The organism is Archangium sp. Cb G35, from assembly GCF_001896145.1.
GTDB classification, from domain to species: Bacteria; Myxococcota; Myxococcia; order Myxococcales; family Myxococcaceae; genus Archangium; species Archangium violaceum.
Genome location: NZ_MPOI01000030.1, coordinates 14910 through 35100 on the forward strand (window position 1 = coordinate 14910; position 20191 = coordinate 35100).

The 20191-nt window shown below is 68.6% G+C and carries 20 protein-coding genes and 1 pseudogene; 15 read left to right on the forward strand and 6 right to left on the reverse strand.

What is annotated here, in order from left to right:
• The first annotated feature begins 37 nt into the window (after positions 1-37).
• Both BO221_RS51605 and BO221_RS51610 read left to right on the forward strand, forming a co-directional pair.
• Positions 38-1006, forward strand: a complete 969-nt coding sequence (locus tag BO221_RS51605) for a TIGR01777 family oxidoreductase (RefSeq protein WP_073568323.1) — start codon at positions 38-40, stop codon at positions 1004-1006.
• 22 nt (positions 1007-1028) lie between these two features.
• Positions 1029-1559 (forward strand): AgmX/PglI C-terminal domain-containing protein, encoded by a 531-nt coding sequence (locus BO221_RS51610; RefSeq protein WP_073568324.1) that lies wholly within the window; start codon positions 1029-1031, stop codon positions 1557-1559.
• Between the two features lie 180 nt (positions 1560-1739).
• Here BO221_RS51610 and BO221_RS51615 read toward each other — a convergent pair whose 3' ends face one another.
• Complete coding sequence (locus tag BO221_RS51615) at positions 1740-2153, reverse strand: hypothetical protein (protein WP_073568325.1); 414 nt, start codon at positions 2151-2153, stop codon at positions 1740-1742.
• 160 nt (positions 2154-2313) lie between these two features.
• Positions 2314-3627, reverse strand: coding sequence for a hypothetical protein (locus BO221_RS51620; RefSeq protein WP_073568326.1), 1314 nt, complete (start codon positions 3625-3627; stop codon positions 2314-2316).
• A gap of 317 nt (positions 3628-3944) precedes the next feature.
• Here BO221_RS51620 and BO221_RS51625 point away from each other — a divergent pair, with 317 nt between their 5' ends.
• From BO221_RS51625 to BO221_RS51640, 4 genes are all read left to right on the forward strand, one after another.
• Positions 3945-4361 carry a DUF1761 domain-containing protein gene (locus BO221_RS51625; RefSeq protein ID WP_073568327.1) on the forward strand — a complete coding sequence of 139 codons (417 nt, stop codon included), beginning with the start codon at positions 3945-3947 and terminating at the stop codon, positions 4359-4361.
• 75 nt (positions 4362-4436) lie between these two features.
• Positions 4437-5165, forward strand: a complete 729-nt coding sequence (locus tag BO221_RS51630; RefSeq protein WP_073568328.1) for a YafY family protein — start codon at positions 4437-4439, stop codon at positions 5163-5165.
• A gap of 141 nt (positions 5166-5306) precedes the next feature.
• The gene (locus BO221_RS51635; protein ID WP_073568329.1) at positions 5307-6215 is read left to right on the forward strand and encodes a pesticin C-terminus-like muramidase; all 909 of its coding nucleotides are present in this window, start codon (positions 5307-5309) and stop codon (positions 6213-6215) included.
• Positions 6216-6257: 42 nt separating this feature from the next.
• Positions 6258-7565, forward strand: coding sequence for a cytochrome P450 (locus BO221_RS51640; protein ID WP_073568330.1), 1308 nt, complete (start codon positions 6258-6260; stop codon positions 7563-7565).
• A 21-nt stretch (positions 7566-7586) separates the two neighbouring features.
• Here BO221_RS51640 and BO221_RS51645 read toward each other — a convergent pair whose 3' ends face one another.
• Complete coding sequence (locus BO221_RS51645) at positions 7587-8024, reverse strand: hypothetical protein (protein ID WP_073568331.1); 438 nt, start codon at positions 8022-8024, stop codon at positions 7587-7589.
• A 197-nt stretch (positions 8025-8221) separates the two neighbouring features.
• Between BO221_RS51645 and BO221_RS51650 the strand changes: the two genes are divergently transcribed.
• Both BO221_RS51650 and glnD read left to right on the forward strand, forming a co-directional pair.
• A complete protein-coding gene (locus tag BO221_RS51650; protein ID WP_073568332.1) occupies positions 8222-9964 on the forward strand; it encodes a hypothetical protein in 1743 nt (580 codons plus the stop codon).
• A 42-nt stretch (positions 9965-10006) separates the two neighbouring features.
• On the forward strand, positions 10007-12703 hold the full coding sequence (glnD, locus tag BO221_RS51655; protein ID WP_073568333.1) for a [protein-PII] uridylyltransferase: 2697 nt from the start codon (positions 10007-10009) through the stop codon (positions 12701-12703).
• Between the two features lie 107 nt (positions 12704-12810).
• Here glnD and BO221_RS51660 read toward each other — a convergent pair whose 3' ends face one another.
• The gene (locus BO221_RS51660; RefSeq protein WP_233166651.1) at positions 12811-13620 is read right to left on the reverse strand and encodes a TVP38/TMEM64 family protein; all 810 of its coding nucleotides are present in this window, start codon (positions 13618-13620) and stop codon (positions 12811-12813) included.
• Between the two features lie 290 nt (positions 13621-13910).
• Here BO221_RS51660 and BO221_RS51665 point away from each other — a divergent pair, with 290 nt between their 5' ends.
• The 6 genes from BO221_RS51665 (at position 13911) to BO221_RS51690 (ending at position 18273) form a co-directional block, all read left to right on the forward strand.
• Positions 13911-14366, forward strand: coding sequence for a general stress protein (locus BO221_RS51665; RefSeq protein ID WP_073568335.1), 456 nt, complete (start codon positions 13911-13913; stop codon positions 14364-14366).
• A 39-nt stretch (positions 14367-14405) separates the two neighbouring features.
• Positions 14406-14744 carry a hypothetical protein gene (locus tag BO221_RS51670; protein ID WP_073568336.1) on the forward strand — a complete coding sequence of 113 codons (339 nt, stop codon included), beginning with the start codon at positions 14406-14408 and terminating at the stop codon, positions 14742-14744.
• Between the two features lie 33 nt (positions 14745-14777).
• A complete protein-coding gene (locus BO221_RS51675; protein WP_073568337.1) occupies positions 14778-15977 on the forward strand; it encodes a sodium:proton exchanger in 1200 nt (399 codons plus the stop codon).
• Positions 15974-17251 carry a cation:proton antiporter gene (locus BO221_RS51680; RefSeq protein ID WP_073568338.1) on the forward strand — a complete coding sequence of 426 codons (1278 nt, stop codon included), beginning with the start codon at positions 15974-15976 and terminating at the stop codon, positions 17249-17251. The genes BO221_RS51675 and BO221_RS51680 overlap by 4 nt, the downstream gene beginning before the upstream one ends.
• A 34-nt stretch (positions 17252-17285) precedes the next feature.
• On the forward strand, positions 17286-17897 hold the full coding sequence (locus tag BO221_RS51685; protein ID WP_073568339.1) for an L-threonylcarbamoyladenylate synthase: 612 nt from the start codon (positions 17286-17288) through the stop codon (positions 17895-17897).
• Between the two features lie 121 nt (positions 17898-18018).
• Entirely contained in the window at positions 18019-18273 is a 255-nt protein-coding gene (locus tag BO221_RS51690) for a hypothetical protein (RefSeq protein WP_233166653.1), read from the forward strand.
• Between the two features lie 2 nt (positions 18274-18275).
• Here BO221_RS51690 and BO221_RS51695 read toward each other — a convergent pair whose 3' ends face one another.
• Positions 18276-19364: a Gfo/Idh/MocA family protein gene (locus BO221_RS51695; RefSeq protein WP_073568342.1), complete on the reverse strand. Its 1089-nt coding sequence runs from the start codon at positions 19362-19364 to the stop codon at positions 18276-18278.
• A gap of 186 nt (positions 19365-19550) precedes the next feature.
• Between BO221_RS51695 and BO221_RS56970 the strand changes: the two genes are divergently transcribed.
• On the forward strand, positions 19551-19901 hold the full coding sequence (locus BO221_RS56970; protein WP_083682790.1) for a LysR family transcriptional regulator: 351 nt from the start codon (positions 19551-19553) through the stop codon (positions 19899-19901).
• Here the strand turns inward: BO221_RS56970 and BO221_RS56975 are convergent.
• Positions 19835-20191, reverse strand: a pseudogene (locus BO221_RS56975) (hypothetical protein); the annotation flags it as partial. The gene BO221_RS56970 and the pseudogene BO221_RS56975 sit on opposite strands and share 67 nt — an antisense overlap.

The following is a 20191-nucleotide window of genomic DNA, read 5'->3' on the forward strand; positions in this document are numbered from 1 at the left end:
CTTCCGGTATCAATGCGCAGAAGGGAGAGAGCCGTTCATGAAGATCGTCATCGCTGGAGGCACGGGCCAGCTCGGGGCCATCCTGTCGCGGGCTTTGCGTCAGGCCGGATATCGCGTCGTCATCCTGAGCCGTCACCCCGAGGGACCCGAGCAGGTCGCCTGGGATGGGCGGACGCTCGGAGCGTGGGCGGACGAGGTCGATGGCGGCGACGGGGTGATCAACCTGGCGGGCCGTACCGTCAACTGCCGGTATTCGGAGAAGAACCTGCGCGAGATGATGGACTCGCGAGTCGAGTCCACGCGCGTGGTGGGCGAGGCGATCGCCCGAGCGAAGGCGCCGCCGCGCGTCTGGTTGCAGATGAGCACGGCCACCCTCTATGCGCATCGCTTCGATGCGGCGAACGATGAGGTCAGCGGCGTGCTCGGCGGTGACGAGCCGGATGCGCCCGCGTACTGGAAGCGCAGTGTGGAGATCGCTCGTGCATGGGAGCGCGCTCAGGAGGAGGCGATGACACCCCAGACGCGCAAGGTGGTGCTGCGCACGGCGATGGTGATGAGCCCGGACGCGGGCGGGGTGTTCGACGTCCTGTCGAAGCTCGTGCGAGCGGGGCTCGGAGGCGCCGCGGCGGGGGGCCGGCAGTACGTGTCGTGGCTCCATCAAGATGATTTCGTGCATGCCATCCTGTTCCTGCTCCAGCGCGAAGACCTCAGGGGCCCGGTCAACCTGGCCTCGCCGCATCCGCTTCCGCAGCGGGAGCTCATGAAGACGCTCCGGGAGGCGTGGGGCAGGAGGTTCGGGCTGCCGGCGACGAAGGCGATGCTGGAGCTGGGCGCCCTCATCCTGCGGACCGATACGGAGCTGCTGCTCAAGAGCCGCCGGGTCGTCCCCACGAAGCTGCTCGACGCGGGGTTTGTGTTCTCGTTCCCCCACTGGGAGGACGCCGCCCGGGACCTGGTCGCGGCGTACCGGGCACGTGGACGGACCGCTGCAAACACCTTGGTGTAGACTGCGCGATGGAGGAGCGACGATGGCCAACCTGTGCTCGCGTATTCGTGGGGTAGCGGCAGGCGCCGTGCTGCTCGGCGTCACCTCGGTGGCTCAACCACCTCCCTCGAAGCCGGAGCCGCAACAGTCCACGGTGAGCGCTGGGAGTGCGGACAACGAACTCGACGCGCTCTTCAGGGTGTCGCTCACGTCTGGTGGCATCTGGAGCGAGACGCCAACGGACGGCGGCACGGCCTCCCCCGCGCCGAGGCCTGGCACGGGTGCGCTGGAGTCCTTCCCGTGCGAGGAGGAGCTCCTGGCGGTGGTGCTGAACCACAAGCAGGCCATCCTCCAGTGCGTGAACGAGCAGAAGAAGAGGCAGCCGGGCCTGAGCGGTAAGCTGGTGATGCGCTGGAGCCTCCAGACGAACGGCAAGACGAAAGACGTGTCGTGCCGGACCCCGGAACTTTGCTCGACCTACCTGGCGGGCTGCATCTCCGGGCTCATCCAGGGCTGGAGCTTCCCCAAGCCCCGGGCGCAGCGCGGGCCCATCGACTTCCCCTTCACCTTTTGACGGGCTCGCTCGTCCGCTTCCCCAATCAGGTGAGGAGTGGGCGAGCGTGGCACCTGAGGCAGCGGTCAGGAAGGCGCCCAAGAAGGAGTGGATGTCGCGCAGCGCAGGGGCCAACCCAGCTCGGGCGCGAGGATGACTGAGCGCCCCGTGGCGTGCAGGCTGCACTCCAGCGCAGCATGTTCAGTCGCCGGGCGGCGGGGGAAGGCCGGGAGGTGTCTGGTATGCCTTCTCCTCGGTGGGGCCAAGACGCTCTTGAACCCATCCAAAGAGTGGCTGCGCCTCTTCGCCCAGGCGCAGTTCATCGGTCGCGGCCCGGGCCCCCGTGCACTGTGCTGTCTCGTACAGGCGCAGAACGTCCGAGCGCACCAGTTGTCCGTAGAGGGTCTGGCCCGAGTCGAGGTGAAAGACGAGGCGGGCATCCCAGGGGGGAGGAGTCAGCGCCGCATCCTTGGAGAGCGTGGCCTGGGAGAGGGCCTGCTGGAGCTGCCGCAGAAGGGGGGGCGGCAGCGTCGCGATCCGTCTGCCTTCCGGGCATGAGACGAGCTCGATGGCGGTGAGGTGAGCGGCTTGCGTCTTGAGGAGCTCTCCCGGCACGGGAGCCCGGGATTCGGGGGCAGGTTCCGCGCTCGGAATGGACGAAGGTTCCAGCCTGGTGGGGGGCGTCCCGGGTTTGCTCGGACGAGGTGTCTCCTTGCATGCGGCCCCCGCGAGCAGGATGGCGAGGAGGCCGGTGAGCAGCCGTGTGCGAGCTCTCTCAGAAAAGGATGTAGCCGGTGTCATCGGGGACGATTCCGAAGAGCTTGCTCAACGCCGTGTACTCGAGGGCGTAGGTGAGCTTGTTGATGTACATGTGATTGTGCTTCTTGCTGCCCACAGGGACTGCTCGGAGGTCTGCTCCCATTCCGGGAGGTGCGCCATAGACCTTCAAGCCGCCGCCTACCGCCGTGCTCAACTTCGCCATGTAATTGAACTCGAGGATGCTGTCTCGGAAGTATTTCTTTGCATCCCCTGCCGTCATCTTCTTGGTGGTTTTGTTCCATTCGACGGAGATGGTCTCGGAGTCGCTCTTGGTCTTGGCGATGGCGCGGAGGAGATTGCGGTAGACCGTGGTCGCCATGCATCCCCAGATCTTGGCGATGGCATCCGAGGCGAACGCGGCCTTGAAGTCCTTCAGGCGGGGCATGTTGACGAGATCGAAGTCCTTGAGCCGGGGGTCCTTGTCGTTTGGATCCCGCCGTGTCTGTTGCGCACCGCCCGCGGCGTATGCGGAACCTTCATAGGTCTCGATAAGAATGGGCCCACCGGCCCAAGCATGGGAGAAGATGTGGAATTCCCTCAGCGAGCCAGGGGCCGCGGCACCCAGGGTGATGATGTAGTCGTAGACATGCTGGATGGAGATGGAATCGTCGAGATAGCGCTTCTGGACGTTCGTCGCGTCCTTGTAGGAGCCGAGATGGGTCTTGACGGTCCCTTGAAGGACCCGGTCCATCTCCATCCATCCCGAAGCGCTCTTCACCATCCGCGAGCGATTGCCCGTCTTGAAGTCGAAGATGGTCACGACCGTGGAGTTGTCGATTCTCCGGGGAATGCTCTGCCTGGCGCCGGTCCGGTAGGTCGTTCCCGAGGAGAGGTCATCGCGGTAGGTCTCGCAATAAGCGGCGTTATTCGTGCCCCCGCTGTAATCCCAGCCCGCGACGAGGATCACCTCGGAGTGCGTCTTGGTCAGGGTGAAGGCCAGGGTATGGAGCTGTTTCGTGGCGGCTCCGGAGGTCTCACTGCTTGAAGTGATGGCCGGGCAGCACAGCGGCGCGCTTCCTGTGTACTTGGGAACCAGTCCGGTGCCTTCCTTGACGAGGGACAGCGGGAAGACGAGCTCTGGGTGACCTGCGACGGAGATGCACAGTTCGTACTTTCCCGGGCCCAGGCCACTCAGGGCGAGGTGCGGTGTTCTTTCCGGCCCCACGGGAGTGCTCTTCGCGAGAGAGGGCTTCAGCTTGACGTCATTCACGAGGAGGGGGGTGCTGCTCTCATCCGTCGCGGTGACGACCAGAAAAGGAATCGCACTCATTGTGTGCCTCTCTCGAATGGACGCACGAACTGTACGATGTGCCAGCGGCCACCGTCGAGCCCGAGGCGCTTCAGTCGCGCGAACCACCAGGGACCGCCCGCCGCCGGAGCAGGGCTCGTTCTCGTCTGCGGGATGGCTCACCCTCACGGCTTGGAGTGCTATAGCCAGGAGAGCTACGCCGCTTGCGAGCTCGAGGCGCAGGGACGTCCTTCGAGGAGTGGGTAGACCCCACTACACGCTGCTGACAGCACGGTGGCAGCAGCCCTCCGCTACATCGGCAATCCCGGATTCTTCCACATCAACAAGGGAGTCGACCGATGACCGAGGCATTCTCACAAATGAACTGGCTGGCCGTTCTGGTGGCGACCGTCGCCCATTTTGGGCTGGGCGGCGTCTGGTACATGGTGCTGTTTCCCAAGCAATACAGGGCCTCGCTCGGAAAGGGAGACCAGCCGGCGCAGACGCCAGGTCCGCAGTTCATCGTGGGGCCGATCGTGTGCAGCGCGCTCAACATCGCGACGACCACGTTCCTCTTGCGCGCGCTCGGCATCACGACCTACGGCGATGCGCTGCTCCTGGGGGCGCTCGTCGGCATCGGCTATCTGGTGCCCATGACGGTCAATATCGCCATCAACCCCAACTTCCCGCGGCCGTTCTACTACAGCCTGATCAGCGGCCCGATGTTCACGCTGGGCAGCCTGATGTCGGCGGCGATCATCGTCGCGATGTCGTAGGATCGGGCACGGCATCTCACGGCGCGGGCGAGGTCGCGAGCGCGCTTCCCCGCCCCCGCTGACGAACGGACCCCCATGCGACGCGCCGACCGCTTGTTCGAGATCATCCAGGTGCTGCGCCGCGCATCGGCCCCGCTGACCGCCGCCGCGATCGCGGCGGAACTCGAGACCAGCAAGCGCACCATCTACCGTGACATCGGCGCGCTGATCGCGCAGCGCGTTCCGATCCGCGGCGAGGCGGGGATCGGCTACATCCTCGATCGCGGTTTCGATCTGCCGCCTCTGATGCTGACCTCGGACGAGATCGAGGCGGTCGCGCTGGGGGCCCAATGGGTGATGGCGCACGCCGACTCCGAGCTCGCCCGCGCCGCCCTCGGCGTCCTCGCCAAGATCGCGGCGATCGTGCCCGAGGATCTGCGCCCGATCATTGACGACCCCGCGGTCGGAACCCCGCCGTCGCGAGAGGTGCACGGCGACGCCGGCGTCGATGTCGCGAAGCTCCGCGCGTGGAGCCGGCAGGGGCTGAAGCTCGCGATCGGCTATGTCGACAAGACCGGCCAGACGAGCGAGCGCGTCATCTGGCCGTTCATGGTGGGCTATGTCGCGACGGTGCGCGTCGTCATGGCGTGGTGCGAGCTGCGCGCCGATTTCCGAATCTTCCGCACCGACCAGCTGACATCGGTCGGCTTCCTCGACGAGCGCTATCCCGAACACCCCGTCGCCCTGCGCCGCCGCTGGCTGGCGATGATGAGAGAGAAGCAGGCCATTGCGTCTGTCCGCACCCAGGATGCCGATCGCGCATGACCGATAGCGAGCCAAGCACCCAAGGCGTGGCGCACACGACTTTCCGGTGAATTCATGACAGGGGGGCTTGTAGGCCCCAGGGCGCACGGGTAGGGTATTTACCCAGGGTGCGCCCCCCGTCGCACACAGAGAGGGTTGGTCATGGCCGGAATCGAGCGTTCGTCGTCGTCGTCGTCGTCGTCCTCGTCCCAGCGCAGCACCCAGGAGTCCTCGCGCGTCTCCTCGAATGAGGCCACGCGGAGCGTCCGGCCCGAGCAGAACCTGCCCAATGCCGCCACGCAGCAGGCGCGGACCCCGCAGGGGGCCGGGCACACGTTCCGGGATGGCTGGGATGACGCCCCCGTGCGAGCCAATCTGAACCTGGGGACGGCGGACGCGCGGCAGGCGCAGCAGCTGCACCAGGTGCAGCAGACCGTCGCCGCCGAGGAGGTCGCGGAGCCGGGCGCGGAGGTCGCCGAGCCGGGCAATGACATCGACTGGGACTTCATCGCCGAGCAGGAAGGCGCGGCGCTCCAGGATGCCTATGTCCCCGATGCCGAGGGCAGCCAGAGCGGCGTGACGGTGGGCACGGGCGTGGACCTGGGCGCGCGAGACCTCGCGGACCTGCAGCAGCTGGGCCTGTCCGAGGCGCTCCAGGAGAGGCTGACGCCCTACCTCGGGCTGCAGCGGCAGGAGGCGGTGGACTTCCTGGAGGCGAACCCTCTGCAGCTGACGGCCGAGGAGGTCGAGGAGCTGGACCAGGCCGTGCGGGACCACGAGGTGGAATCGCTCATCACCAGCTACAACGCCGAGGTCACCTCCAGGAATGCCGAGGACGGTGGCGAGCGGGCCTCCTTCGAGGAACTGCCCGCGGAGATGCAGACGGTGATTGCGTCCGTGCACTTCCAATACGGCACGCTGCGCACGGAGACGCCCAACTTCTTTGGCCAGGTGGTCGACCAGCGCTGGGACGATGCGCTGGGCAACCTGAGGGACTTCGGGGACGATTATCCGTCCCGCCGGGAACGGGAGGCGGACCTGCTCGAGTCGGGCATGAGCGCCGCGAGCTGAGGGGCGGGGCAGGGCGGTTCACTCCGGGTGTAGGCTGCGGGCATGAACCGACTGCCACCCGGTCCAGGGAACAACCTCCTCGTCTCGCTGAAGTATCTGCGCGATCCCTACGCGACCCTGCTCGAGACCGCGCGGCGGTACGGAGACACCTTCGCGTGGCCGGGCTTCGCCGGGAAGATGGTGGTCACCGGACATCCCGAGGGTGTCCGGACGCTGTTCACGGCCAACCCCGATACCTACCTCGCGCTCGGTGCGGAGCTCCTCGCTCCCATCCTCGGCGAGAGCAATCTCATCCTGCTCAGCGGTGAGCGCCACCGGGCCATGCGCAAGCTCCAGCTGCCGCCCTTTCATGGCGCGCGCATGCGGGCCTATGGGCAGTTGATGCTCGACGTCGCACGGGAGCACGCCGCCCGGTGGACGCGCGGCCGGCCCATCCCGGTCCATCGGACCATGCAGGAGATCTCCCTCCAGGTCATCCTCGAGGCGGTCCTCGGCCTCCGGGAGCCGGCGGAGCGGGAGTCCTTCAAGGCGCAGGTGCTGTCGGTCATCGCGGCGCTCAAGCCGTCCTTCATGTTCATCAAGGCGCTGCGCCGTCCGTTGCTGGGCTTGAGTGCCTGGGCGCACTTCCAGCGGAAGCGGGCGGAGATCACCGCGCTGTTCGCGGACGTGGTGCGCGCGCGCCGGGCCTCGGCGGAGCCGCGCGAGGACATCCTGAGCCTGCTTCTCTCCGCCCGCTATGACGACGGCCGCGCGCTCACCGACGACGAGCTGCTGACGCAGATGCTCAACCTGATCGTCGCCGGTCACGAGACCACCGCGAGCTCCCTGGCCTGGGCCTTCCAGCTCATCCACCGTGACCCGGCGGTGAAGGCGCGGCTGGTGGAGGAGGTGAGGGGCCTGCCGGAGCCACTCGACCCGGAGGCCGTCTCGCGCCTGCCCTACCTGGAGGCGGTCTGCTCCGAGGTGCTGCGTCTCAACCCCGTGGCTCCCATCATCGGCCGGACGCTGCGCGAGGGTCTCACGCTCCGGGGCTACGAACTGCCGCCCGGAATGGATGTGGGAATTTCCATCCTCCAGGTCCACCGGAGCCCCGGCCTCTACCCGGAGCCCGAGCGCTTCCGCCCCGAGCGTTTCCTCGAACGCAGCTACTCTCCGTTCGAATATCTCCCCTTCGGTGGCGGCGCGCGCCGGTGTATCGGCGCGGCGTTCGCGCTCTACGAGATGAAGCTCGTGCTGGCGGCCATCCTGAGGAAGTATGACCTGCTCCCCGCGGGCGATGCGCCGGTGCGTGTGGCGGTGCGGAACACGACCGTGGGGCCGCGCGGGGAGATCGGACTGCTGCTCGCGTGAGACCGGCGAGCAGATGAGGCGTCACTTCGAGCGCTTCGACTCCCGATAGGCGGCCCACGCGCCGGTCGACCACAGGGCACAGGCGACGAGCACGGGCTGGAAGAAGAGCCGGATGAACCGTGCCCTGTCGGTGTCGAGACCGAACGCGCTGATGCCGTTCGTGTACTGAGAGATGTTGCCCGGGAAGACCGCGACGAAGAACGCGGCCACCACCCACCCGACCTGCGTACGCCAGCGGCGCGCGAAGAGGAGCGCCGCCCCGAGCACGAGCTCGACCACGCCCGAAGCGAGGACGACGAAGTCGGCGTCGAGGGGGACCCACTTCGGAACCTGGGCCAGGAACTCGGTACGGGCCCACGTGAGGTGACCCGCCCCAGCGAGGAGCAAGGATGCTCCCAGCCAGATGCGTGCAACGGTCTTCAGGACACTCGGGCGTGCCACGGCAACGGCTTGAGACATGACTCCTCCAACGTTTGGCTGTCAGAACCATTGCGCACAATTGAGTTGTACGCAATGGTTTTCGGTGAGGAGGCGAAGGGCCCGGAATCGCGAGACTCCGCGGTGGTTGAATATCGTGTCGGCTTTTCCGTCGATTGCCGCGCTCAACGCGATGGCGGATTATTCCTGACCGTCTGCCACATCATCGAGGAAGGCACATGAATTCGAGCGGTAACGACATCCAGAAGAAGAAGTGGGCCGGGCTGCTGGGAGGGCTCCTCCTGGCGGCCTGTGGTGCGCCGGACCTCGCGAGTCCGGGCGTTGGAGAGGAAGTGCCCGGCTCGCCAGGCGTGGCCCAGGCGCCGATCGCCTTTCCTGTCGACGCGGTCTACGACCCCACCCTGATGGCCGTCAAATGCGACGGCCTGACCTGGAACTGCGATTCGAGCAGGGAAGTGGATGGCCGCGGGCAGGTCATCTCCGAGCGCTACCCTCCCAGCACCCTGGGCGGGACATGCCTGGATGGCAGCCAGGGCTCCTATTGGGACGACGAGTGGATCCGCAAGGTGCGCATCTTCACCGAGGACCAGACGCCATTGACCCAGGGCCGGCCGGCGAGCATCGAGGTCACGGTCCGGATGCCCACGACGCCGCAAGGCAACTTCCTGGACATCTATGCCGCCTCGTCCGTGACCAGCCCTTTCTGGATGTTGATCACCACCCTGACGCCGGCGGGCCTTGGCTCGGAGACGACCCTCAAGGCCACCTACACGGTTCCGGTGGGCTCGAAGGTGCAGGCCGTCCGCGCGGCCCTGCGCCGCGGCGGAACCGCGAGTCCTTGCACCCTCGGGGGCTACGATGATCGCGATGATCTCGTCTTCACGCCGGCCCCGGCGTACGTGAGCGGCTCCAAGGCCACCAGCGTCGCGTCGGGGAGCATGCACTCGCTCGCCTTGCGCGCGGATGGGACCCTCTGGGGCTGGGGTGACAACCACTTCTCCCAGCTGGGCGCGGGGGCCTCGCCTTATGTGAGCACGCTTCCCGTCCAGGCCACGATCCTGTCTGGTGTGAAGTCGGTGCATGCGACGCGCCAGTCCTCCCTGGTGCTGCGCACGGATGGGACTGTGTGGGCGTGGGGTGACAACAGCACGGGAGTGCTCGGCAACGGGACCACCCTCTCGAGCGCGACCCCTGTCCAGGTGTCTGGCCTGACGGGCGTGACGGAGCTGGCCGCGGGCTGGGAGTACGTCCTGGCGCGCAAGAGCGACGGCACCGTCTGGGCCTGGGGGAACAACTACTTCGGGCAGCTCGGCGACGGCACGAGCATCAACCGGACCCGCCCGGTGCGAGTGGGGACCCTGACGGGCGTGACGGCGATCGCCGCGGGAAAGAGACACGCGCTCGTGCTCAAGAGCGACGGCACGGTGTGGACCTGGGGTGACAACTCGATGGGGTGCCTGGGCAATGGGACGACGGAGTCGAGCTACGTTCCCATCAAGGTGACGGCGATGTCGGGCGTGACCTCCATCGCCGCGGGCGACACCTTCTCCCTGGCGATTCGCGGAACGCGGGAGCTGTGGGGTTGGGGCGTGGGACCGCTGGGTGACGCCATCTCGAGTCACCATCCGACGCCCGTGCGGACGTACCTGTGGAGCTCGGGGACGTTCTCCGTCTTCACGGGCCCGTCCCACGCGGGGGCGATCGAGCGCACCCAGGGCACGCTCTGGACCTGGGGGGACTTCCGCTCCAACTGCACGTCCTCGACGGTGAACTACGGCGCCATCCCGGCTCCGCTCGTTGGCCTGAGCGGCGTGTCGGGAATGAGCATCGGCGAACGGTACGCCCACGTCCTGCTCACGGATGGCACGGTCTGGGGTTGGGGAGACAGCGGCATCTACCAGAAAGGCACGGAACAGGCGGCCACGGGCTACTGCGCTCCCTTGAAGGTCGCCTTGCCCTGACCCGGAGTGCCGGGGGGCACGGGACAGGCTAGAACCTCCTCCATGAGCGTCCCGCCCATCCCGCCGCCCCCCGCGCCCACTCATCGCGAGGCTCTCGGCTCGCTCCCGGAGTTCCGCTCCGGGGGTCCCGAGGATCGGCTGGCCCGCGCCCGGGAATACCTCCGCGAGGCCCATGCCCGCGTCGAGGCTTTCCATCGCGAGGGGGCCGCGGGCCTCTCCACCTGCCGCCTCCTCTCCGCCGCCACGGACCGGCTCGTCCACGGTCTCTTCTCCGAGCTCTCCGCCGAGCACCACGCCCCTCCCGGCCTCGCCCTCGTCGCGCTCGGCTCCTATGGGCGCCGCGAGCTGTCTCCCCATTCGGATCTGGATCTGCTCCTCCTGCGCGGCCCCGGTGTCTCCGAGGAGGCCACCGCGCCCCTGGCCCGCGCGTTCCCCACGCTCCTGTGGGATCTCAAGCGCGCCGTGGGCTGGAGCGCCCGCGGCCCCGAGGAGTGCGCTCGCGCCGCCGAGTCCGATCACACCATCCGCACCGCGTTGCTCGACGCGCGCTTCGTCACGGGCGATGCCGGCGTCTTCCGCCACCTCTCCGAGGACGTCCTCCCGGAGCTCCTCACCCACCGTGCCGACGCCTACATCCAGGACAAGGTCCAGGAACTGCGCGCCCGCCGCGAGCGCTTCGGTGACTCCGTCTTCCTCCTCGAGCCCAACCTCAAGCAGGGCAATGGAGGCCTGAGAGATCTGGAGACCTCCCTGTGGATCGCCCGCGTCCGCTTCCGCACGCGCGGCCTCACCGGCCTGCTCCAGCAGTCCATCCTTCCCGGCTCGCAGGTGGCGCGGCTCAAGGCCGCTCGTGACTTCCTCCTGCGCATCCGCCACCAGCTCCACTTCCTGCGCGGACGAAAGGAGGATCGGCTCACCTTCGATCTCCAGGAGGAGGTGGCGCGTTTCCTCGGCTACCAGCAGGGCCCCGTGCTGCCCGTCGAGGCCTTCATGCGCGACTACTACCTGTCCGCCCGGGCCCTCCGCCAGGCCGCCGATGCCCTCATCGCCCGCTGCGAGGAGCTCAGCACCGCCCGGAAGATCTCCCTCTTCCCCGAGCGCAGGCTCGGTGCCTTCAAGGTGTTCCGCGGCAAACTCACCCTGCCGGACCCGGGCCTCTTCACCCGCGAGCCCGCCTCCATCCTCGACTTCTTCCGCACCGCCGAGGAGCACGGGCTGCCCCTCTACTCGTGGGCCCGCGAGCAGGCCGTGCAGGCCCTGCCCGCGCTCGAGGCCGCCCGCGCCACTCCCGCCGTCACCTCCGCCTTCAAGGCCCTCTTCGCCCGGCCCGGTACTCGCGGCGAGCTCCTCTTCGCCCTGCACGATGCCGGCGTGCTCGGCGCCGCCGTGCCCGAGTTCGGCCGCGTCACCGCCCACCACCAGCACGACCTGTACCATGTGTACACCGTCGACGTTCACACCCTCTTCGCCGTGCGCCGCCTCCAGTGTCTGCGCGCTGGAGATCTCGTCACGGAGGAGCCCCAGCTCTCCCGCGAGATGCGCGACCTGAAGGATCCCCTCCCGCTCTACCTCGGCATGCTCCTGCACGACGCGGGGAAGGGGATGGGGGGCGATCACTCGGAGAAGGGCCGCCTGCTCATGGTGGCCCTCGGCGAGCGGCTGGGCCTGACTCCCCGCCAACGCGAGGTGGCCGAGTTCCTCGTGAAGGAACACCTGGCGATGAGCCACACCGCCCAGCGCCGCGACCTGAGCGATCCCGCCCTCATCGCCGACTTCGCCCGCAAGGTGGGCGACGTGGAGAAGCTCACCTGCCTCTACCTCCTCACCTGGGCGGACATCTGCTCGGTGGGGCCGCGCATGTGGACGGGTTGGAAGGCGCAACTGCTGCGCGAGCTGTACGACAAGGCCCGGGCCCACCTCGTGGGCTCGGCGGCCGCGCGAGGGGAGGGCTCTTCCGAGCACCTGCGCGAGCGTTTCCACGCGCGCTGGGCCCGTGTCCTCGGCGAACCCCGGGCGCGCGAGCTGGGACAGGTGCTCCCCGAGCGGTACTTCCTCGGGACGGATCCCTCGCGCGCCACGCTCCATGGGCGGCTGCTCGCGTGCGCCCGGAAACGCCCCTTCGCCGCCGCCCTGCGCCACCACTCCGACGCCGGTTACAGCGAGCTGTCCTTCGCCGTCCAGGACAGGCCCGGTCTGCTCGCGCTGCTCGCCGGCGTGCTCTCCGCCCACCGCATCGACATCCTCTCGGCCCGCATCGTCTCCACCTCGGACGGGCTCGCGCTGGACGTCTTCGACGTGCGGCCCCCGCATGGGCTGCTGCTCGAGCGCTCCCGCTGGCGCGTGGCCCGGACGGATCTCCTGCGCGTCCTCTCCGGGGGGACCACCATCGAGGACGTGCTGCGCCGGCGCCGCTCCGGCTCCGTCCTGCAACGGCACCTGCCTCCCGTGCCCCCCAAGGTCACGGTGGACAACCGCGCCTCCCGCGACTTCACCGTGGTGGATGTGGTGGCTCCGGACCGCGTGGGCCTCCTGCACGCCATCTCCTCGGCCCTCACCCGCGCGGGCGCTGGGATTGCCCTCGCCAAGGTGGCCACCGAGGCCCACCGCGCCGTGGACTCGTTCTACATCACCCGCCAGGGGGCCCGGATCGAGGGCCCCGGCGACGAGGCGGCGCTGGTGGAGGCGATCACCTCCGCCCTGGACGCCCTGGAGCGCGAGGGCGCGGAGGTCCGGAGCTGAGGGGGCTCGCGGTGGGGAGCACGGGGACGGATACCCTCACCCCGACCCTCTCCCGGAGGGCGAGGGAGTGGGTCCGCGGGCTGCGCTCATGGGCCCGAGGGCCTCGCTCATGGGCCCGCGGGTGGGAGTTCCTGGACGGTCGACAGCGCGGGCCGGATCCCCGACTGGCTCTTCATCCTCAGGGGCGGGCTCCGGGGCGGTTGAGAGCTGGCCCCGGCCTCTTCCGGCTCGTCGGCCGGGGTGTCCTCGCTGATCTCCCGGAAGATGCGGCGGCCGAGCAGCGCTCCCAGCCCCAGCGACACCACCATCCCCACGCCGGACACCACCGTCATCACCGTGCGCCCCTGCGCCAGTCCACTGCCGAACTGCGCCGTGAGGAAGGTGCCCGGGATGGTGCCCAGCAGCACCCCCATCGCCAGCGGCCAGAAGCGCGCCTTGGCCGCCGTCGCCGCCGCGATCATCACGTCCGTGGGCAGCAGCGGGTTGATGCACGCCAGCAGCGCGAACTTGAAGCCGTGCCGCCTCGCCGCCCGGGTAATCGCCGGGTAGCGGCTGCCCGCCATGCGCTTCATCAACCGCGTCCCCAGCCAGCGCGACAGCCCGAAGATGAGCAGCGTCGCCAGGAAGCTGCCCAGCAGTGAATAGATCGTCGCCGCCAGGGTCCCGAAGATCATCCCCCCCACCGCGGTGAACACCTGGCCGGGCAGCAGCGTCACCGGCCGCACCGCCAGGAAGAACACGAAGGCCACCGGCGCCCACTTCCCCATGGGCGCCAGGAAGGCCGTCAGGTCCTTCTGGTTGATGAAGTCCGGGCCCAGCAGCCTCAGCATCGTGAGCCCCCCGATGGAGGCCAGCACCGGCGCCAGCACCTTCAGCCAGCCCTTGAGACCCATTCCTCCGCCACCGCCCCCGTTCACGCCGTCCTCCCACTCTGGGTTGGCGGGAAAGGTGTGACAGCGAACGGGAATCGGCAATACGCACTAGCGTGTTGTTGACACTGAAGCGTCCGGGCGGGCAGGCCGTAGTCACGCCCGCCGGGACAGCGTGAGCCCCCAACCCCGCGTCATTCCTGGGGATTGCCTGGGTTCTGTCCACTGCGAACGGCTGGCGGTGTACGGAGCTTGCTTGCATCGGGGCGCTTCCGTCCCAAGTTTTGGGGCAAGGGGCACCCTGGCGGGGAAGGGGAGAACGTAGGAGGAGAGACGACATGCAGCAGGACAAAGACAACAAGGGCAGCATGACGGTGGCCGAGGCGGGGCGTAAGGGCGGAGAGACCGTCCGCAACGAGAGGGGCCGGGAGTTCTACGAGACGATCGGCCGCAAGGGTGGAGCGACGGTGAAGGCCGAGAGGGGCCGCTCGTTCTACGAGGAGATCGGCCGCAAGGGCGGCGAGACCGTGAAGGCCGAGCGCGGGGCGAAGTTCTACGAGGAGATCGGCAAGAAGGGCGGAGACCGGGTGAAGGCCACCCGGGGACCGAACTTCTACGAGGAAATCGGCCGTAAGGGCGGCCAGAAGGTGAAGAAGCTGATCGAGGAGGGCAAGCGGGCGGCCCGGGCGGCGCAGGAGGCGGCGGCCGGTGGGACCCCGGCGGCACCGGCGGAGGAGCCCACAGCATCTGCCTCGCCTCCGTCCGGCGAGCCGGGCCCAGGCCGCACCGAGTAGCACGTGACGCAAGGGCCGCGGACCGGATAGACACGGGTCGTGTACCTCTTCCTCGCGTTCCTCGACCACGCGGACCAACCTGAGCGGGCCATCCGACGGCTCCGGGACTTCGGTATCCCGGAGCCGTTGGTCGTGCGGGCCCGAAGCGCCGCGGCCACGCTCTCGGCCGAAGTGCCCATCTTCGCCGGCCTGCGCAGCCTCGCGCTCGGGGCGGACGAGGATCGGCTCGTGCTGGTGAGCCTCCTGCCGTCCCAGTCGGCCGAGGAGGTGGAGCGGCTGGTGCAGCGCGTCCAACTGGAAATGGATGCGGACGATCCCCCGATGGGACGGCTGGTGGCCCTGCCGGTGATCGCCGCCCCCATGCATCGCCGGGAGTGACGAAGCGCCACGAGCGGTGTAATCACCGTATTCGTGCAGGCGCTGCTCGTCTTCCTCGCCATCGCGGCGCTCTCGTTGCTGGCCTCGAGCCGGACGGTGTTGGACCCTGGCCGTTTCCCGGCCATGGCGCACCTGGCGGCCAGCGGCTTGCTCTTCCTCGCCTGTGGGACGGTGATGGGGCCGGGCTCCCTGGGGGTGCTCTCCTGGGACGATCTGACGGCCCTGCGGCCGGTACTGGCCCTGGGGCTCGGGGTGGCGGGGGTGATCATCGGCCTCAACCTGGAGCCCCGGCTGCTGCGGCTGCTCCCCCGGGAGGTGTACGCGGCGGCGCTCGCTCATGCCGGTACGGCCTTCTTGTGGGTAGCCCTGCCCCTGGCCGGTCCGCTGCTCTTCACCATGGGCCTGCCGCCCGGGGCCGCGTTGGGCGCGGCGGTGCTGCTGGGCGCGGCGGCGAGCCTGTCCTCCGGCCACTTCGCGGTGCTGGGCTACCGCAGCGGGCGCATGGAGCGGCGCAGCGGCCTGTCCGTGGCGCTGCTCACCATGCTGGATGATCTGGTGGGGCTGGGGGTGCTCGTGCTGGCGCTGATCTTCGGCGCGGCGGGCCATCCCCTGGAGGGTCTGGGGCTGGTGGCGCTGGCGCTGCTGCTGGGCATGGCGTGTGGTGGACTGCTCGCCTTCCTCATGCATGGGCTGAAGGATCAGGGCGAGTTGATGGCGGTGCTGCTGGGCGGGGTGGCGCTGGTATCCGGGGCGGCGGCGTACCTCCGGGTGTCGGCGTTGCTGGCGGGAGTGGCCTGCGGGGCCACCCTGGCGCTGGTGGGCGGCCGGGCCGTGGAGCAGGCGGCACGCGGGCTCGGGCGCTTCGAGCGGCCCTCGTACCTGCTGTTGATCTTCCTGGTGGGGGCCCACGTGCAGGCGCGGGACGTGATGGCGTGGGTGCTGCTGCCGGGGTACCTGGGCCTGCGTTTCCTGGGCAAGGTGCTGGGAGGGGCGATCGCACAGCGCATCGCCGGGGGCACCCTGGCGCTGCCGCCGCGGCTGGGCTACGCGCTCATCGCTCAAGGTGGGCTCGCGCTGTGTCTGGTGGTGGAGTACCTGGTGCTGGTGCCGGGGCCCCTGTCCCAGCGCGTCTTCGACGTGGTGGTGGCGGGGGCCGTCATCAACGAGGTGCTCGGCAGCCAGGCCTTCCGCCACGTGCTGGCGTCGACCCCGGCGCAGGGAGGCACGCCATGAAGGGGGCGCTCCTGCGGTTGCTGTTCCTGGTGCTGCTGCTGGCGGGGATTGGCCGGGCGCAGATGTGGCGGGTGGACACGGGCACGCCGGTGACGCTCGCCGCGGGGGCGCTGCTGCTGTGCGGGTTGTTCGCCGGCAAGGTGGCCAAGGGCATGGGGCTGCCCCGGCTCACGGGCTACCTGCTGGTGGGCGTGGCGGTGGGGCCCTATGCGCTGGGCTTCATCCCCAGCGCGGGCGTGAAGGGGTTGGAGCTGGTGAAGGGGCTGGCGGTGAGCCTCATCGCGCTGGTGGCGGGCACGGAGTTGCAGTGGGGGCTCATCCGCCGGGTGGGCGCCAAGGTGGCGGCGCTGTGCGTCGCCGTCTGCGGGGTGACGTTCCTGGCCGTCTTCGCGGCGCTCTTCGCCCTCAAGCCGGTGTTGCCCTTCCTGGCGCCCATGACGGTGGGACAGGCGCTGGCCGTCAGCGCGCTCATCTCCACGGTGGTGGTGTCCTTCTCGCCCACGGTGACGATCGCCATCGTTCAGGAGACGAGCGCGCGCGGCAGCTTCACCGAGTTCCTCATGGCCCTGGTGATCATCGGGGATCTGGTGGTCATGGTGGCCTTCGCCCTGGCGGCGGGCCTCACGCGGGCGAGCTTCGGGGGCGGGCTGGACATCGGGGGGCTGTTGAGCGGGGTGGGGTGGGAGCTGTTCGGCTCGGTGCTGGTGGGGTGTCTGCTGGCCGTGGTGATGCTGGTGTACATGCGGCGGGTGAAGCGCGAGCTGCCGCTCTTCCTGGTGGGGCTGTGCTTCGTCTCGGCCGAGGCCGGCGCGCGCCTGCACCTGTCGCCGCTGATGGTGTCGCTGGCGGCCGGGGCGCTGATCGCCAACCTGGACGAGCGCGAGGGCGAGCGCATCCACCACGCCATCCAGCTGGCGGGCCTGCCCATCTTCGCGCTCTTCTTCGCCGCGGCCGGGGCGGGGCTCAAGCTGGACGCGCTGCTCACGGTGGGCCCGGCGGCCCTGCTGCTGGTGGCGCTGCGCGGCGTGGCCATCTACGGCTCGTGCCGGCGTTTCGCTCCGATGGATGATCCGCGGCTGGGGCGTTACCTGTGGATGGGGCTCATCTCGCAGGCGGGCGTGACGTTCGGCCTGGCGGCGCTCATCTCCCGGACCTTCCCTGACTTTGGGCCCCAAGTGGAAGTGCTCATCGTGGCGATGATCACCGCGCATGAGCTGATCGGCCCGGTCCTCACCCGGCGGGCCCTGCAGCGCAGTGGCGAGGTACATTCATAGCCGCTACTAGAGACCGGCCTGAGGAGACACGGTCATGGCGTCAGCGCCGATCATCGAGGTGAACGCGGAGTTCCCGCAGCCGAGGCACATCCAGCGCGCGGTGGAGGTTCTCTCCAGCGGCGGGGTGATCGCCTATCCGACGGACACCTACTACGGCCTGGGGTGTGACCTGGGCTCGAAGAAGGGAATCGAGAAGCTGTACCAACTGAAGGGGCGGGACAGGAAGAAGCCGCTGTCGTTCCTGTGCCCGGACCTGTCGGACGTGGCGAAGTACGCGCACGTGAGCAACTTCGCGTACCGGACGATGAAGAGCCTGACGCCCGGGGCGTTCACGTTCATCCTCGAGGCCACGCGGCTGGTGCCCGAGGTGATGATGTCCAAGCAGAAGCAGGTGGGCATCCGGGTGCCGGACGCGGAGCTGGCGCGGGCGCTGGCCGCGGCGCTGGGGAGGCCCATCGTCACCACCTCGGCCACGGACGCCGAGGGCGAGCCCCTCATCGACGCCAAGGACATCAAGGACGCGCTGGGGCACGGGTTGGATCTCATCCTCGATGGTGGTGTGCGCCTGATGGAGCCCTCGACGGTGGTGTCGTTGATCGGCGACCAGATCGAGGTGCTCCGGCAGGGCAAGGGCCAGCTGGACTGAGGGGGGCGGCTTCGATGCCCGCCGCTTCCAATAGAGGTTGCCCGCCGCCTTGAGTCAAACCCACTCCTAACGAGGAAGTGCGGATCGCCTTGGTGAAACATACATGGGGGAAGGCCTTCCAATGCGCCCGCCAGTGTCATCCGCCCTCGCCGCACGTGGAGACACGGTCTCCCATCGGATGCCGAGCCTCGCCACTCATGAGGAGGCAGGCCAGTGGTTGCTGGCCCACCCCGCCTCTCCCTTTGCCTTCGTCTCCATCGGAGGCGAGTACCACGTCGCGGTGCACCACAAGCGTCTGGGCATCCACACGCTCCACCCCGTGGCGGTCGCCCTGCGGGAATGGGAGCGCATGAAGGCGGCTACCGAAGTCGATTGATTTCAGAGCCGCTGGCGCTGGCCCGTGCGCGCCGCCGTGCGGATCGCCTCGATCATCCGGTGGCGCACCACGGCGTCCTCGAAGCTCGGGACCGAGTCCGGGTCCTCGGCGAACTGGGCATAGGCCTGGGCCACGTTGAAGGCCAGTCCCTCGGGCACTCCGGGCGCTGGTATGTAGCGCTCGGGGATGGGCAGGGGGCCGAAGTCCTGCTTCGTGTTCCCCCCGGAGAGCTTCAGCGGCGTGAGCTGGAGGTGTCCGACGTCGCCGCTGATCACGAGATCGCCCTCGGTGCCGTTGATCTCCCACAGCAGGTTGGTGCCTCGCGAACTGCCCCCTCGGTAGTGGATGGAGGCAACCGCTCCCTTCGCGAGCACTCCGGAGACGGCCACCTGGTCCGCCGTCGTCTGGGTCAGGATTCTGTCCGTTCCAGTGAGGATCACCTGCGGACGGCGGATGGCGAAGGTCGCGCTCAGCTCGGCGAACTCGCCCAGGCACCAGCACAGCGCATCCACGGTGTGGCCGAAGGGGATGGTGAGCAGGGAGGCGCCGTTGCGCTCGTCGAGCACGTATTCGGCGCCAGGAGCGATCGTGGCCCCGTTTCCGCCACCCGAGGCCACGATGCTCGTGGAGAGCACCTCGCCCACGAAGCCGTTGGCGATGAGGTCGCGCACGTAGCGCACGGTGGGGGAGGCGCGGGCCTGGAGTCCCACCAGGGCCCGGACCCCACGCGCCCGGGCGAGGGCCGCCATGTCCTCGGCTTCGGCGAGCCCGTTGCCGAGCGGCCATTCACAATAGACGTCCTTACCCGCCTGGAGCGCCGTGCTCACCAGCCCGTGGTGCGTGGGCACCTTCACCGAGACGATGACCAGGTCCACCTCGGGCCGGGCCACGAGCTCGGCGGCGTTGTCGAATGCCAGTGGCACGCCGAACTTCTGGGAGGCGGCTTCAGCGGTCTCGCGCCGGCTGGTGCTCAGGGCCCGCAGTTCATAGGCCGGGAGGCCACGCAGCGCGGGGATGTGTGCCCGGGCCGCCCAGCTGCTCTCCGGGTTCGCTCCGATGATGCCAACTCCGATGGGTTTGGGTTTCGTCATGGTGGCTGTCGCCATAGGTCTGCTGCCGATGTCTTGCATGGCTACCTATTCAGCTTCCTGGGCAGAGGATCGGCCTGTGCGTGCCGGTCACGAGTTGCGTGTTGCGTGTTGCGTGATGATCTATGCGCTTCCAGGCTGGCCGATTAGGTGCTAGACGGTTCACGTCATTGTAAGGAGCGCTTCACAATGGCTCGACCCAGCCTGAATGACCTCGACGTCTTCATCGTTGTGGGACGGGAGGGCAACTTCACCCGAGCCGCCTCGAAGCTGGGTGTTTCCCCATCGGCCGTGAGCCAGACGATCCGTGGACTCGAGGAACGGCTCGGGGTCCGGCTGCTCACCCGCACGACCCGAAGCGTGAACTTGACCCAGGCTGGTGAGCGGCTCCTGACGTCGGTGGCCCCGATGCTCGAGCAGATCGAGGCGCAGCTCGCCGACCTGAGTTCGAGTTTCGCACTTTTTAGCGGCGTTCAAGCCGCTGCCTTCAAGGAGCCGGGCAGTAGCAGGAGGAGGTTTTGTCGACCCTGGTTGCCATGAGGGTTCGCAGAAATTGCGGCCTGGAGGCAGGCGTAGCGCAGGGTGGTGAGCATGTCGGCGAAGGAGGGACGTACCTTGTGCCGATACCAGGGCCGGAAGGGAGGCTGGTAGAGGGCGTGACCCTCCTGGGCAAACCACAGCACCGTGAGGCTGTAGAGGAGCATGGCCAGGGGCGCGGTACGCCGTACGGCCTGACGACTCCAGCCTTGCGGCTCCTCGAAACCCAGGTGGCTCTTGCTGCCCTGAAAGGCCTCTTCAATGGACCAGCGCCCCGCGTATCCACCCAGTAC

Coding starts and splice junctions, on each gene's coding strand:
- BO221_RS51605 (WP_073568323.1), top strand. CDS start 38: ATGAAGATCGTCATCGCTGGAGGCACGGGCCAGCTCGGGGCCATCCTG.
- BO221_RS51610 (WP_073568324.1), top strand. CDS start 1,029: ATGGCCAACCTGTGCTCGCGTATTCGTGGGGTAGCGGCAGGCGCCGTG.
- BO221_RS51620 (WP_073568326.1), bottom strand. CDS start 3,627: ATGAGTGCGATTCCTTTTCTGGTCGTCACCGCGACGGATGAGAGCAGC.
- BO221_RS51625 (WP_073568327.1), top strand. CDS start 3,945: ATGACCGAGGCATTCTCACAAATGAACTGGCTGGCCGTTCTGGTGGCG.
- BO221_RS51630 (WP_073568328.1), top strand. CDS start 4,437: ATGCGACGCGCCGACCGCTTGTTCGAGATCATCCAGGTGCTGCGCCGC.
- BO221_RS51635 (WP_073568329.1), top strand. CDS start 5,307: ATGGCCGGAATCGAGCGTTCGTCGTCGTCGTCGTCGTCGTCCTCGTCC.
- BO221_RS51640 (WP_073568330.1), top strand. CDS start 6,258: ATGAACCGACTGCCACCCGGTCCAGGGAACAACCTCCTCGTCTCGCTG.
- BO221_RS51645 (WP_073568331.1), bottom strand. CDS start 8,024: ATGTCTCAAGCCGTTGCCGTGGCACGCCCGAGTGTCCTGAAGACCGTT.
- BO221_RS51650 (WP_073568332.1), top strand. CDS start 8,222: ATGAATTCGAGCGGTAACGACATCCAGAAGAAGAAGTGGGCCGGGCTG.
- glnD (WP_073568333.1), top strand. CDS start 10,007: ATGAGCGTCCCGCCCATCCCGCCGCCCCCCGCGCCCACTCATCGCGAG.
- BO221_RS51665 (WP_073568335.1), top strand. CDS start 13,911: ATGCAGCAGGACAAAGACAACAAGGGCAGCATGACGGTGGCCGAGGCG.
- BO221_RS51680 (WP_073568338.1), top strand. CDS start 15,974: ATGAAGGGGGCGCTCCTGCGGTTGCTGTTCCTGGTGCTGCTGCTGGCG.
- BO221_RS51685 (WP_073568339.1), top strand. CDS start 17,286: ATGGCGTCAGCGCCGATCATCGAGGTGAACGCGGAGTTCCCGCAGCCG.
- BO221_RS51690 (WP_233166653.1), top strand. CDS start 18,019: ATGCGCCCGCCAGTGTCATCCGCCCTCGCCGCACGTGGAGACACGGTC.
- BO221_RS51695 (WP_073568342.1), bottom strand. CDS start 19,364: ATGACGAAACCCAAACCCATCGGAGTTGGCATCATCGGAGCGAACCCG.
- BO221_RS56970 (WP_083682790.1), top strand. CDS start 19,551: ATGGCTCGACCCAGCCTGAATGACCTCGACGTCTTCATCGTTGTGGGA.